At 65.5% G+C, this 14028-nt stretch carries 15 protein-coding genes; 6 read left to right on the forward strand and 9 right to left on the reverse strand.

Annotated elements, in window-relative coordinates; genetic code table 11:
- Positions 1-315: 315 nt before the first annotated feature.
- Positions 316-789, forward strand: a complete 474-nt coding sequence (locus WEG36_14815; protein ID MEX1258884.1) for a hypothetical protein — start codon at positions 316-318, stop codon at positions 787-789.
- 81 nt (positions 790-870) lie between these two features.
- Here WEG36_14815 and WEG36_14820 read toward each other — a convergent pair whose 3' ends face one another.
- The 9 genes from WEG36_14820 to WEG36_14860 form a co-directional block, all read right to left on the reverse strand.
- A complete protein-coding gene (locus WEG36_14820) occupies positions 871-996 on the reverse strand; it encodes a hypothetical protein (protein ID MEX1258885.1) in 126 nt (41 codons plus the stop codon).
- Positions 997-1224: 228 nt separating this feature from the next.
- Complete coding sequence (locus WEG36_14825; GenBank protein MEX1258886.1) at positions 1225-3402, reverse strand: molybdopterin cofactor-binding domain-containing protein; 2178 nt, start codon at positions 3400-3402, stop codon at positions 1225-1227.
- A complete protein-coding gene (locus WEG36_14830) occupies positions 3395-3862 on the reverse strand; it encodes a (2Fe-2S)-binding protein (protein ID MEX1258887.1) in 468 nt (155 codons plus the stop codon). Before WEG36_14830 ends, WEG36_14825 begins: the two co-directional genes overlap by 8 nt.
- 103 nt (positions 3863-3965) lie before the next feature.
- A complete protein-coding gene (locus WEG36_14835) occupies positions 3966-6035 on the reverse strand; it encodes a PQQ-binding-like beta-propeller repeat protein (GenBank protein ID MEX1258888.1) in 2070 nt (689 codons plus the stop codon).
- A gap of 135 nt (positions 6036-6170) precedes the next feature.
- Complete coding sequence (locus tag WEG36_14840; protein ID MEX1258889.1) at positions 6171-6566, reverse strand: type II toxin-antitoxin system VapC family toxin; 396 nt, start codon at positions 6564-6566, stop codon at positions 6171-6173.
- Complete coding sequence (locus WEG36_14845) at positions 6563-6814, reverse strand: antitoxin (GenBank protein ID MEX1258890.1); 252 nt, start codon at positions 6812-6814, stop codon at positions 6563-6565. The genes WEG36_14840 and WEG36_14845 overlap by 4 nt, the downstream gene beginning before the upstream one ends.
- A gap of 31 nt (positions 6815-6845) precedes the next feature.
- The gene (locus WEG36_14850) at positions 6846-7364 is read right to left on the reverse strand and encodes an arsenate reductase ArsC (protein MEX1258891.1); all 519 of its coding nucleotides are present in this window, start codon (positions 7362-7364) and stop codon (positions 6846-6848) included.
- Between the two features lie 64 nt (positions 7365-7428).
- Entirely contained in the window at positions 7429-8250 is an 822-nt protein-coding gene (locus tag WEG36_14855; protein MEX1258892.1) for an arsenite methyltransferase, read from the reverse strand.
- A 73-nt stretch (positions 8251-8323) separates the two neighbouring features.
- A complete protein-coding gene (locus tag WEG36_14860) occupies positions 8324-8680 on the reverse strand; it encodes a metalloregulator ArsR/SmtB family transcription factor (protein ID MEX1258893.1) in 357 nt (118 codons plus the stop codon).
- Positions 8681-8884: 204 nt separating this feature from the next.
- Here WEG36_14860 and WEG36_14865 point away from each other — a divergent pair, with 204 nt between their 5' ends.
- The 5 genes from WEG36_14865 (at position 8885) to WEG36_14885 (ending at position 14009) form a co-directional block, all read left to right on the forward strand.
- Positions 8885-10033: a hypothetical protein gene (locus tag WEG36_14865; GenBank protein MEX1258894.1), complete on the forward strand. Its 1149-nt coding sequence runs from the start codon at positions 8885-8887 to the stop codon at positions 10031-10033.
- 18 nt (positions 10034-10051) lie between these two features.
- On the forward strand, positions 10052-10666 hold the full coding sequence (locus WEG36_14870) for a sigma-70 family RNA polymerase sigma factor (protein MEX1258895.1): 615 nt from the start codon (positions 10052-10054) through the stop codon (positions 10664-10666).
- A gap of 4 nt (positions 10667-10670) precedes the next feature.
- Positions 10671-11138: a hypothetical protein gene (locus WEG36_14875; protein ID MEX1258896.1), complete on the forward strand. Its 468-nt coding sequence runs from the start codon at positions 10671-10673 to the stop codon at positions 11136-11138.
- Complete coding sequence (locus WEG36_14880; protein ID MEX1258897.1) at positions 11135-11566, forward strand: hypothetical protein; 432 nt, start codon at positions 11135-11137, stop codon at positions 11564-11566. The genes WEG36_14875 and WEG36_14880 overlap by 4 nt, the downstream gene beginning before the upstream one ends.
- A gap of 175 nt (positions 11567-11741) precedes the next feature.
- The gene (locus WEG36_14885; GenBank protein MEX1258898.1) at positions 11742-14009 is read left to right on the forward strand and encodes a serine hydrolase domain-containing protein; all 2268 of its coding nucleotides are present in this window, start codon (positions 11742-11744) and stop codon (positions 14007-14009) included.
- Positions 14010-14028: the final 19 nt, after the last annotated feature.

A 14028-nucleotide genomic window follows, 5' to 3' on the forward strand; every position in this document is an offset into this window, starting at 1 on the left:
ACAGGCCCTCATCGTGAACGCGGCGTACAACCTCCTCCGGATGGTCCGGCTCGAGTTGTGCGCCCGGGCCGCCTGAGGAGTTGTGCAGAGGCCGAAAGCCCTGTTCGCGGGGCTCCGAGAGGCCCCGATCGGAGGCCATCCAGGGCCTGGTCGCGTCGTTCGCGCGCATCTCGATCCGCTCAAGAGCTCCGTCAGTCCATCGACGACTGTTTTTTCAGCGTCCTGCTAAGTTCAGCGAGTGGTAGCATTCGCGATTCGTCCTCCGCTTCTCGCTCGAGTGCCCTGACGTGCCGGCAAACCCATAGGAGATGACCGATGATGACTTCGACGACAATGCGCATGACGGTCTTCTTGGCCGCTGTCGCCTTCTCAGCCTGCAGCGATCAGTCGACGGATCCGGCGGTTGAACGATGCGAGGCACAGACCGCCTCCCTCTTGCCCACCGTCACCACGGGGTCATCGGTGATCTTCAACTGGGAACCTCAGTGCGGCGTCATGATGCTGGGCGTGGAACCGCCGGATTCCGCTCAGGACAGCAGCGATCGTTGGTTCATATGGACGGACGAACAGACATGGGGCTCACCCGAGCAGGCGAACCTCATCTTCCCGCCGGTCACGTACGGCATTCGGCCCGCGGCATCCCCCAATTCCAACGGGCCTGAGCCGCTCTTGGCTGGCCGCGAATACGATCTGATACTGTGGCGGCAGCTGCCGATGGGACGGACCGATCAGTGCCTCAACGACTCAGGTACGGCGTGTCTGGTAACGTTGTATACCTTTGTCCGGTGACGGTCGGAGCTCCGGCGATTCCTTCACATGGACCTTCTTCACCGCGCGGACGACCGGAGCTTCCCCTCCAGGCCCCGCTTCTCACGCCCCCGCGCGGCTCCCCCGCAGGCCGAGCTCTCCTTCGATCGGACGCCCGCGTTCGACCCGTTCGATCCCGAGCTCATCCCCGAGCTCGACTTCGACCAGTCCCCGCGGGATCACTGGCACGCCTGACCTCGGGACGCCTGACCTCTCCTCTCCTCGGAGCTCCGCTCCGCGTTCGGTCACCATCGCCCCTTCTCCCATCCTCCCGGCTCATCCGGACATCGGACCACGGACCACCCCGTCCGGGCCCCGCGGCGCGCCTCTTCACTTGCCAAGCCTCCTCGTGTTTTTTCGCCTTCGAAGGTTTCTTCGGCATGGAAATCGCTCCCTCGTGCCCCGTGGAAGGCGACGTTACGAAAGCCGGAGGGGAAGGGTGCGGAGCCTCTGTCCCGTGAGCGCGAAAACCGCATTCGCGACGGCCGGTGCGATCGGCGGCACACCGGGTTCCCCGAGCCCGCCCATCGGGGCGTCCGAATCCAGGAAGGCGACGTTTACCTGCGGGGCGTTGGCGAGCCGGATCATCTCGTAGTCGGGGAAGCTGCGTTGCTCGACAGCCCCGCCCCGCACAGTGATCTCGTGGAAGAGGGCCGCGGAGAGGCCGAAGATGATTCCACCCTCGATCTGGGCCACGGCCTGATCCGGATTCACGACGAGTCCGCAATCCACCGCGGCGTCCACGCGGTACACGCGGATGGCGCCATTCGCGTCCAACCCGACCTCTCCGACTTCCGCCACGACCGTGCCGAACGACTGTACGATGGCGATCCCCCGTGCGCGTCCCTCCGGTGGAGCACTCCCCCACCCCGCCATCTCCGCGGCTCGCTCCAGAACGGCCCGATGGCGTGGCTCATCGTTGAGGAGGGATCGGCGATACTCGAAGGGATCTTCTCCCGCGGCGCTCGCAAGCTCGTCCACGAAGGACTCCATGAAGAAGCCGTGCTGCGACGAGGCCACCGAGCGCCAGGAGCCGGTCCGGAGGTGCCTCGGCGGATCCACGGCCCGGATGTCCAGATTCTCGATCGCATAGGCTGGTGTCGCCGCCGAACTGTCCATGAGCCGCGACCCGGTGAAGAGATGGCTCCACCGGAGCGGACGGCCGTTCGCGTCCAACTCTCCCCGCATCCGCGAAAGCACGGTCGGACGATAGTACCCGTGCTGCATGTCTTCCTCGCGACTCCAGATCAACTTCACCGCGCGAGGAGAGACCGCCTGGGCGATCTTCACCGCCTGCTCGACGTAGTCGAAGGTTCCGGGGAGCCGGCGCCCGAAGCCACCCCCGAGGTGCAGGTTGTGCATGAGGACGTCGTCCGCATCGATCCCCGCGGCGGCCGCCGCCGCCCGGCGCGCATTCAGGGGATCCTGCGTCCCAGCCCACACTTCGAGGCGGCCTTCCTCGAAACGCGCTGTCGCGCACATCGGCTCCATCGTGGCGTGCGCGAGATAGGGGACGCGGTACTCCGCGGAAACCGTGCGCGTGGCTCCGGGCACAGTCTCGTCCGTACCTTCCGCATCCAGCGCCGCCGCGTGATTGGCGTAAATTCGCTCGCTGTCCACCGCTCCGACCCCGCCGTCCGAGAAGTCCGGGGTGAGCGCGCGGAGCCCTTGGGTCGCCTGCCAATAGCCGTCCGCGACAACCGCCACCGCATTTTCCAACTGGACGACCTCGCGTACTCCGGCCACCGCCATGGCCGGAGCTGGATCCACGCCGCGTAGAACGCCGCCTGGAATCGGCGCGGCGACGATCGCGGCATACCACATGTCGGGGAGCGCAACGTCGATGCCGAATTGGGCATTCCCGGTCACCTTGTCCGGAATGTCCCTCCTCTGCGTGGGCGTTCCGACGAGGCGGTACTCCGCTCGGGACTTGAGCGGCGGATGTCGAGGTACATCGAGCGCGGCGGCCTCGGTCGCGAGCTCGCCATACGTCGCGCTGCGACCGGAAGGCCCATGAGTGATCCGCGAATCGCGCGCCGTGAGCTCTTCGGTCGTCACGTCGAAGCGCCTCGCCGCGGCTTCCAGGAGCATGACCTTCGCCGTCGCTCCCGCGACGCGCATCCCGAACTGTCCGGTCGCGCGCGTGCTCGTGCTTCCCCCGGTCATCTGCAGGTCCGCGATTCCCGCGACCTTGTAGGCCCCGAAGTCGAGCGCCCGTTCGAGCCACCGCGGCACCTCGAGCCCGAATTCCTCCGCGAAAGCGCGGAAGAGATAGCCATTCGCGAAGACGTCGTCGGCCGGAGCTTCCTCGATCCGCACCCGGCTCCAATCGGCCTCGAGCTCTTCGGCGAGCATCATCGCGAGCCCTGTCACCGCTCCCTGCCCCATCTCGCAGTGGGGAATGACGACGACGACATCATTGTCGGGAGTGATCTTGATCCAGGTCGTCAGGCGCTCGCCCTCGCCCCCTCCCGTACGATCCGGAAGGCTGCGAAGGCGGTTCGGCGCGAAGACGATTCCCCCCACGCCGAGGACGAGTCCGCCCCCGACGACAGTTCCGGCCCCGATGAAGGCGCGCCGCGTCCACTTACCCATTGGAGGGCTCCGGGGACGGGGCGATCGCGCGGATCGCGCGCCGTACGCGCACGTACGTTCCGCAGCGGCAGATGTTGCTCACCGCCGCTTCCATCTCTTCGTCGGTCGGCGCGGGGTTTTCCGCGAGGAGCGCGGCCACCGCCATAATGAGGCCGGACTGGCAGTAGCCACATTGGGGCACCTGATGCTCGATCCAGGCTGCTTGCACCGGATGAAGGCCGTCGGCCGGCGCTAGCCCTTCGATCGTCGTGACGCTTCGCCCGGCGACCGATCCCGTCGTCAGTACGCACGACCGAACGGGGGCGCCGTCGAGATGCACCATGCACGCGCCGCAGGCGCCTATGCCGCAGCCGAATTTCGTGCCGGTGAGGGCGGCCTGCTCCCGAATGGCCCAAAGGAGGGGCATCGCCGGATCCACGTCGAGCGTGACCGGCCGGCCATTCAGCGTGAATTCGATCATCTCAGGAAAACCCTTTGCCGCGAATGCCATCGCAACCGGCCACGGGATTCCCCAGTTCAAGCGCTCCGGCCCGCCCACTGTGGTGGGCGGACCGGAGTCTCGACTACGGAAGGGCCAGCGTCGCCAGCCCGGTCTGGAGCTGGAGGACCACGTACTGTTTCCCTTCGTGCATATAGCTCGACATCCCGTATCGAGGGAGACCGGGAAGCTCGACCGCCGCCAACCTCTTCCCCGTCCGCTTGTCGATCGCGAAGAGGTGCGGCGTGTCATCGGCCGTCTGGCCCGAGGCCATGAGGAGGGTCGGCGTCGCGACCATCGCGGAGTGTCCGGCGCGCCCGCGGTTCGCCATCACGCCTTGCACTCCCTGAAGAAGCGGGTGATTCGCAATCCGATCCTGCGCCGCCTGCGACGCATCCCCGTTCGGGATCGTCCAGAGATGCTCGCCCGTGTTCAGGTCGATCGCGACGATGCGGCCATCGGGTCCCTTCCAGATCGGGAGACCTTCGAGCGTGCCACCCCCGCCAAACCCGAGCGTCGTGGCCACGGCCACGTATTGCGAGAGCGTCTTGCCGGATTGGGTCGGACCGTCCATCGGCGATCCGTCACCTGGCCTCACCTGGAGCCGGAAGCACTGGCTCTGCGAGGTGATGAAGATCACGCCTTCGACGGGATCCGCGACCTGTGCGCCCGTAATGTTTGCGCCCCCTGCCCCGCCTGGGCAGTTCCATGCCGCCCCCGCGGGATCGTCGTCCGCCGTCGGCGGATTGAAGGGCGGATTAAAGAGGTTGTTCTCTTCGGCGACTCGAAGCGCCGCCTGGTAGATCTCGGGCGTGTAGTCGATCAGGTGCTCCGGTGCCCTCCCCTGCAGGTCGAAGGGCGCCGGGCGGGTCGGGAAGGGCTGCGTCGCCGAAAGCTGCTCTCCCGGCACTCGCGACTGCGGAACCGGGCGCTCCTCGATCGGCCAGAGCGGCTCGCCGGTCTCGCGGTTGAAGACGTAGAGAAATGCCTGCTTCGTCGCCTGCGCGACGATCGGCACCGTCTCGCCGTTAATCTCCACGTCCATCAGGATCGGCGCCGCCGGATTGTCGTAATTCCAGACGTCGTGGTGCACCATCTGGAAGTGCCAGCGCCGCTCCCCGGTTTCGACATCGAGGGCGATCAGGCTCGTTCCATAAAGATTGTCGCCGGGTCGATGGCCGCCGTAATAGTCGATCGTCGCCGGATTCGTCGGAATGTAGACCAGCCCGAGCTCCGGATCGGCAGACATCGGTGCCCACGAAGAGACGTCTCCCGTCCACTGCCAGGCATCGTTCTCCCAGGTCTCGTGCCCCGACTCGCCGGGGCGCGGAATGACGTGGAACTTCCACTTGAGCTCGCCCGTGCGCGCGTCGTACGCGAGGATGTCGCCCGGAACGTTCTCCACGCGGGTCTGGAGGTAGCCCTGCTCGGCGGAGTTTCCGACGATCACGACGTCGTTCACGACAATGGGTGGAGAGGAAGTCGTGATGAAGCCGAGCTCCTGGGGGATCCCCATGTAGGGGTCGTAATCGCCCTCATAGGCCTCCCACGGACCCCATCCCTCGATCAGGTCGGCGATCATGTCCACGCTCCCCGACTCGGGGAACCCTTCGATCGGGACCCCCTCACCCCAATTCTCCAGGGGGCGTCCCGTCTCTGCGTCGAGGGCGTGGAGGAAAAATCCGGGCGTCGTGATATAGACCACGCCTCGCCCGTCCACCTCGGCGTACGCCACGCCCTTCCCGTACCCCTGCCGCATCGAGTACTCCCACCGATGCGTGTTCGGCTCCGTGAAGCTCCAGAGGAGCTCTCCCGTCGCGGGATCGAGCGCCACCACGTGCCGGCGACTCCCCGTCACCGTGATCAGCTTGCCGTCCACGTAGCTCGGCGTCGCGCGCGGCGTGTTCGACCCGAAGCTCGCCGAGCTCCACTCCCAGGCGACTTCGAGCTGTTCGAAGTTCTCGGCGTTGATCTGGTCCACGGGCAGGTAGCGCGTGTGCCAGGCGTCGCCACCCAGGTAGGTCCACTGTCCGTTTTCGACGCCGGGTCCCTGGGCAGTCACGGTGTGCGCGGTAGAGAGCAAACCGGCCAGCACCAGAGGAAGCGCGAAAAGCACTGAAAGCGGACTGCCGGCTCGACTGGAGACGAACTTCATCGGGGCGACTCCTGAGGGGGACGCATGGAGAACTGGTATAGGGACTCGACTCTTGTACACCGGCCTGACCTTATGGATCGAGCGGCGGGTTCGCAATCGCCGCCCAACCGCGGTGGGGAGGAGGTAGTGCCCCGATCAGACGACCCGATCGATCCCGGGGATCGTGTCGAAGGCGCGATCGAAAGTCAGGATGCGTGAGATTCGCCGGCGCACCATGACCGCGGCGTGGATTGCATCGCGTGCTGAGGCGGCGGCCAAACCATCCAGGATCCGTTTCGCTCGTTCGATGTCCTCGAGTTCTACAGAAAAGACCTCATCCGCCACCCCGAGCAAAACGTCGAAGGCCGGCTGTATGGCCTCCCTTCGCTCGATCGCGACGTACCGGTGCAGAATCTCCTGGAGGACTTCGGCGCTCGTCACCAGGCGCTCCCCCCGGGCGATCGCCCGTTCGAGCAGATGCTGCGCGTCCGACTTGTGCGGGTGGGGAGCGCCCACCAGGTACATCGGGACGTTGGAGTCGACGAAGATCACGATCCCCCGACGTATCCCTGCTCGATCTCGCGGAGCATCTGCTCGATGTCGGCGGTGGGAAAGCCATGTCGGGCGGCGAAACGAACGGCTGCCAGCTTCTTCGCGGCATCCGTCTCGGGTTCCGATGCCCGCGACTCGGCCAGGGAGCGACGCACCCATTCGGAGAGCGTCAGCCCCTGCCGCTGGGCGGACCGCTTGATCTCGCGGTATTCCTTCTCGCTGAAGACGACCTGAAGACGCTTGCTCATGCCTTGAGTATGTTTCACTCAATAGCTTGAGTCAATGCTCGCTCGCTTCGTCCTTCCCCTTCCCGATTTCGTCGAGTCTCTGCTTGAGGCTCATCTTGTCGAGTGACCGCGTCGGGAGGTTTACGAAGAGCGAGATTCGGTTGTGCAGGGATCGCATGGTCTCCGCAAACGCCAACTGACGTTCCGCTTCGTTCCCCTTCACCGACGCTGGATCGGGAAGGCCCCAGTGCGCCGTCGCCGGGTGGCCCGGCCAGATCGGGCACACTTCGTTGGCCGCGTCGTCGCACACTGTGAAGACGAAATCCATCTCGGGAGCGCCGGGCTTGGCGAACTCCTCCCAACTCTTCGAGCGCAGTCCTCCCGTCGGGTAGTTCTGGTTCTTCAGTCTCCGGAGGGCGTCCGGATGCACCTCGCCCCTCGGCTGGCTCCCCGCCGAATAAGCACGGAAGCGGCCCCGGCCGACGCGATTCAGAATGCTCTCCGCGATGATGGAACGCGCGGAGTTCCCCGTGCAGAGGAAAAGCACGTTATAGATCTTTTCGTCCGTCATGCGTCGCCGCCTCTCACATTCGATGTCATTCCGACGTCGGTCCGGGACCGCCCGGTACTGGTTTTCAAACCGCCGGCTTCCGCGCCCGGACGAAGGCGGAAATCAGTCGGCCCTCCACGTCGGCGGCGATCGCATCCGCTTCCAGGCCGGCGTCGCCGAGCAGCTGCCTCGCATCCTCGAAGTCGTACACGCGCGTCGGCTCGAGACTCGGGTTCTCGAATCCCACTTCGCGGAGAAGCCCTTCGAATTCCTTCTCCTCGAGCGCGCCCGCCACGCATCCCACCCAGAGCTCCATGCTCCGCCGCACCTCGGTGGGAATCTCGCCGCGCACGACCACGTCGGAGACGGCGAAGCGTCCGCCCGGCTTCAGGACGCGAAAGGCCTCCTGGAGCACCTGCCGCTTGTCGGTCGAGAGGTTGATCACGCAGTTGCTGATGATCACGTCTACACTCTCGTTCGGAAGTGGGATGCTCTCGATGTCGCCCTTGAGGAACTCGACGTTGGTGGCACCCGCGGCCGCGGCGTTCTTTCGCGCGAGCGCGAGCATCTCGTCCGTCATGTCGAGCCCGTAGGCCTTTCCCGTGGGGCCGACCCTCTTGGCCGAGAGGAGGACATCGATCCCTCCTCCGCTTCCGAGGTCGAGAACGACTTCCCCTTCGTTCAGCTCCGCGAGGGCCGTCGGATTTCCACATCCGAGCGAGGCGAGGACCGCCTGTTCCGGGAGGGATGCCGTGGTCACCTCGTCGTAGAGGTCGCTCGTGATCGGATCCTTCGCTTCGCCTCCGCAGCAGGAAGTGCCGCAGCACGACCCTTTTTCTCCGGATGCCGCGCGCTGCGCCGCCTCTCCGTACTTTTCCCGCACGATGGCCTTCGTTTCCTGCGACATGACTCCTCCTATATCAATCTGCGTTGATGTAATCCCGGAAAAAAAATGCGGGGTCCTGTGCCTGCCCCGGTCACTAACAGCAAGACGCGTCTTTGGGGGGCGTCTGGAGCCGCGCCTTCGGCTGAGCCGACCGCCACTCTTCCCTCGGCATCGTGTCGCCCAGGAACGCCCTCATTCCCTCGAGCGCTTCCGGCACCAGCGAGTAATAGACCCACCGTCCGTCTCGCCGGTCATTGACGACCTCCGCCTCCTTCAGCTTCCGGAGGTGAAAAGAAAGCCGGGACTGTCCCGCCCCCCCAAGCGCGGCCTGGAGCTCGCAGACGCAGCGCTCACCATCCGACAGCAGCCGCACGATCTCGAAGCGCGTTTCCTCGGCGACGGCCTGAAGCTGCCGAAGCACGAGGCTGGAATTGGGGGACTTGGTGGTCATGAGGAAGATGATATATCAACTGATGTTGATACGTCAAGGGAGGCTCCCCCGAGTGAGAGCCGCCCTCGGGACCGCCGTGAGAGCCACCTGTCCACAGGGCCCCCGGAATCGGCGTTCAACGCTCCCGGTCCCTCACCTGTAGAGGACTCAAGACGGGCTCACCGCCCCTCGAAGTTAGGTGGCCAACCATCCAAGGGGGATCTCATGGCCCGTATTCGCATGGCTCCAACTCTCGCCGCCCTCGCGGCCGCCCTGACTCTCCTTCCCGCTTGTTCCGCCGGACCGGGGGTCGACGGGGGGGAGGCGAACGGCATTGAGCCCGAATTCGCGGCGCTCCAGGCACGAGGGGCGATCGGGATGGGAGTGGACCAGTACGCCTCAACCCATCTCTTCGATGCCCTCCCGGACGGCGGGCGCATCGAGTTCCAGTTCAACGGGGACGATCCCGAGGAGATCGCCACGATTCGCCGGCACCTCCAGGAGATTCAGGTCGCCTTCGCGGCCGGGGACTTCAGCACTCCGGCCTTCGTACACGCGCAGAATGTGCCCGGAACGGACGTCATGGCGGCCCGGAAGGAGCACATCGGGTACGTCTACAACGAGCTCCCTCGGGGCGGTGAACTACGGCTAGTCACGAGCGACCCCGAGGCCCTCGAGGCGATCCGCGTCTTCATGGCCTTTCAGCGGGACGATCACCGGGCGGAAGGGGTGGACCATGCGACGATGGATCACTCCACCATGGATCACTCGGCGATGGGAGCCGGTGCCGCCGCCGCGGGCGGGATGAGCCATGAAACGGGCGCCCAAGGGGCGTCGGATCAGGCCGCCATGGATCGGACCGCGCATCACCTGGAGATGGGGGGCGGGGACGTTGCCTTCGCGGCGGACATGGACATCATCCATGAACTCGTGACCAACAATCGGGCCATCACCCGAACGGTCGAGCATCTTCCGAACGGGATCCGGACCCTGACGGAGTCAACGAGCCCAGCTGTGGCCGGATTCATCTCCGCGCACGTCGCCAGCATGGAGCGGCGCCTCGAGGCGGGTGAGCTCTTCAACCTCTTCAGCGAGACGATCCCCGTCCTCTTCGAGAACTACGATCAGATTCATTCCACCTTCGAGTACGGTGCGAGGGGCGTGGCGGTGATCCAGACCTCCGAGAACCCGGAGATCGTGCAGGCCCTTCAGGCCCACGCCGCCGAGGTGACCGAGCTGGTGGACGAGGGGATGATCGCGATGATGCGCGGGATGATGTCGGACGGCTCGCAGGGGATGATGGGTGGCATGATGGAGGGGACCACGGGCGGGATGCCGGGCCCGGAAACGATGCCGGAGGGGCGCCAGCCCTGACCCCAAGAGGGAGAATGAATGGCGGGAGGGGGAGCCGGGTCGCGGTCGGGTGGAGGGGACCTTCCTCCCGGAGAGGATTCCGACGAGGCGCTCGTCCGAGCGGTTCGGAACGGGGACCGGGATGCGCTCGAGACGCTCGTTCGACGCTACCTCCGCCCCGTGCACGCGGTGGCAGCCTCCTTCTTCGCCGAGCCGGAGGAGGTGGAGGACACGGCACAGGAGACATTTCTCCGGGCCCTGGGGGCGCTCGATGGGTACGATCCCCGCCGCCCCTTCGCCCCCTGGCTCTATCAGATTGCACGCAATGTGGCACGGAACCGGCTCGCTGCCCGGGCCCGGTGGAAGCTGGAGGAACTCCCCTTGGGAGGGATGGAAAGTCCCGATCCGGGTCCGGAGGTGGAGATGGAGCGGACCGAAGCGCGAGACCGGGTGGTAGCCGGCCTGATGCGGCTCCCGGAGCAGCGGAGGACAGCCTTCAGACTCGTGGACGTGGAGGAAATGTCCGCGGAGGACGCGGGACGCATCATGGGACTCACCCCGGGTACGGTGCGATCCCATGTGCATCATGCGCGAAGGGAGTTGAGGAAGGCGCTGGGCGAGTACGCCGAAGCCCCACGAGAGGGAGGAGGGTGACCGCATGAGCCATCGTACACAGTCGGATGAGGAGGCGGGTGCCCCGCTCCCGCTCCCGCGCGATTGGTTGCCGGAGGCACATCCGCCCGCGGAGGACCCCGCCTGGGAGGGGAAGATTGCCCGGATCCTAGCTGCCGCCGATCCCGAGCTCGTTCGGCGAACGGACGGGATCCGCCCAGCCGCCCTCCCCCGGTGGACTGAAGTGGGAGAATGGTGGCGGCCCGCCCTGGCACTGGCGGCCGGGGCGGCAGCACTCTTCTTCGTGGTGGACCGTTCCACCCCCTCCCTGGGGGGGGCGCCCCTCGACGCGATCGCGCTGACGCTCGTGGCCGCCGAAGGGGATCCGGCGGCGCTCTGGCGGAGCCTGGGCGAGCGAGCCGATCCCGTGCTCGCCCACGTCGCGATGGAGGATCACGACGCCTTCGTCGATCCGGCGGGCCCCCGTACCCCTGCGGATGGAGAGATCCGATGACCATGTCCAAAGGGTGGGTTCGCATGCGGGCCGCCGGAACGGTCCTTCTCCTCCTCCTGTCTGGAGCCGTAGTGGGGATCGCGGTGGACCGACTTTGGTTTTCCGCCCCCGTGACCAGTGCGGAGGCGATGCCGCTGACCGTGGACGCGATGGCGGCACAGCTTGGGCTGTCGGCCGGCGAAGAGGCGCGGCTGACCGCGCTTTTGGACACTTTGAATGCAGAGATGGCCGGCGCGATGGCCGGAGGTTCCGAGGCCCTCATGACCGCAACCCACGCCGCGCACCTCCGCATCGAAGCCTCCCTCCCGCCGGAGGCCCGATCGGCCTTCCATGCCTGGATGCGTGAGCAGCACCAGCGCATGATGCTGCGCATGCATCAGGGTGCTTTGGTACCGGAGGCCATGGATTCCGGCGTGATGCACCCCTAAGTCGGGATCCTCCTGGAGGGTGGTCGATGCGGCGATCGCGAAAGCCGGCGCACGCTATGGGACGGAACGGGCGTTGTAACCGTGCGGGCGGCGCGCGGTGTGCTCCCGTCCGATATATTTCCGCACCGTGCAGATACCGAGGTCGCGCTCGAAGTGACCTCATGAGGAGGTCGGCATGTTCGACGTCATAGGCTTTCATGCCTACCCGTTGCTCTTTGCCGTCCTGTTGACAGCCCCCGCACCTGCCATGACCGATGTCGATAACCCGGTCGAGGCTCGTCTCGGCACTCCGGCTGAGATCGAGTGGCTGGAGGTCGACATGTCGCGCCGCGAGCTCCGTGTTTCCGAAGGCACTACTGTGGAAGTGAGGGGAAGTGGTAGCCTTCAATTCCGAAATGGGCGACGCGTCATCGAATTTCCGGAGTCCCTCATCGTATTGATCGACGGCGCCGAGGTCGCGGGGTCTGGAACAGCCGAGGCCGGCGCGGAGGTCGTATTGATCTCGGAGAGCGGTGAGATCCGCTGGACGCTGCGGCAGGCGTTCAGCATCCCTCGCGAAGAGGGGACGACAATTTCCGACGACGATCCAGAGGCGACGGCTGCCATCGAGACCATCGAGCAGATCCAGTTCTTCCTGCGGGTCGGAACCGACGGAGTCACGACGTTCTTCCACCCGACCGACCAGGATGTGAGCCGTGCGGAACCACGCCGTCCGGACCCTTGGCCCCCCGCTCGGGCCGCGCGACACGTGGCTGTGCGGTCGGAGCTCGACACATATTTCGCGCGCTTGGCACAGTTCGGATTTTCCGGCACGGTGTCATTCGCCGAAGGCGACGACCTCGTCTTCGCCGATGCTTACGGGCTGGCGGATCGCGAGGACCGAAGACCCTTCCTGCCGTCGACAATCCTCACGATCGGATCCATCACCAAGTCCTTCACGGCGGCTGCCGTGCTCAAGCTCCAGGACATGGGGCTCCTGGCGGTGGCGGATGCGATCACCGTCTATCTGGACGACGTGCCCGCGGACAAACAGGAGATTACGCTCCACCAGTTGCTGACGCACACATCTGGGCTGAAACGCAACGGCCTGGAGGGCGGTGATCTGAACCTCGAAGCCACTCGCGATGCCGTCCTGAGAGATGTTCTCCGGAGTGAACTTCTGTCACCTCCCGGCGCCGCGTACAGCTACTCCAACGTCGGATACTCGCTTCTCGCAGTCATCGTCGAGAACGCTTTGGGGCTCTCATACGAGGAATTCGTTTATCGGTACCTGCTCGTCCCTTCCGGCATGTTCCGCACGGGATACCTCCTGCCGTCCTATCGATCCGAAGAGCTGGCTGCGGGTTATCTCGACGGAGAGCGCCTGGATCCCGTGATTCGCCTGCCCATGCTCGCAGATGGGCCGACGTGGAACCTGAGGGGCAACGGCGGGCTGCACTCGGACAGCTACGATATGTTCCGGTGGTTCGTCGCATTGCGGTCCTACAAAGTGTTGTCGACCGACGCTCTGAACGCCATGACCGAGGCCCACGTGGACCAGGGGGACGGGAATCTGTTCTACGGCTATGGGTTGGATGTCGGAAGAACCTCCGTTGGGACGCGCGAACTCTCGCACCGCGGAGGCAATGGCTACTTCTCGGCCGCGTTCCACTGGCTTCCGGATGAAGACTACATGTTCTTCATCGGATCGAACGCCGCCTCTCAGGTCAACATGACTCGCCTGTCGGGGACGGTGAAATCCATCCTTCTGGGGGAGCCCTATGCGCTGCCCCCACTCCTGGCCTCCGTACCGGCTGCGACGCTGCGCGAGTATGAGGGGAGCTACCTCTTCCTCGAAGGCGACAGCGTGGTCGTGACGCACGTGGACGGCGCCCTCGTACTTCGCGGCAGCGGCGACTACGGTATTCAGGCTGTGCTGGGCGGCACAAGAACGCTGGCCGATGCTCAGGTTGAAGGGCTGGCGCAGCGGTCGCTGGCCCTGCTCGAAGCCGAGTTCAGGGGTGATTTCGAGCCCAAGTACGAGGCCATGGGAGGAACTACGTCAATCCTGGATCTCGAGCGCTATCACCAGTACGATCGGGAGAATTGGGACGATCAGTTCGGACCCCTCGAGCGGATCGATATCGCGGCGGCCGCCGGGGAAGCAGATGAAGTCGAGATCGTCGTTCGGCTGAATTTCATGCGAGGAGCCGGGGCCCAGATCCATACCTGGCGGGAGGAGCGGCTCGCGAACATCTCGGTTATCCCCGATTGGAGGGAATTCGACTTCAGCCGGACCGTCTTCCCCATCTCGGACACAGAATTCGAATCATTCACGACCGGCTCGGCGATTCGGGCCATGATTCGGATCGAGCGAGAGGATCAGGCGCTGGACGCCGCTCGCTCCATCGTCTTTCCTCTGCATCCAGATACGCCGCGCGCGCAACCTGCCTCGGGGGGGTGAGTCTCGGGGGAGCTGGCCC

It is taken from the genome of Gemmatimonadota bacterium, from assembly GCA_040882465.1.
In the GTDB taxonomy this organism is placed as follows: Bacteria; Gemmatimonadota; Gemmatimonadetes; order Longimicrobiales; family Gaopeijiaceae; genus JBBEBG01.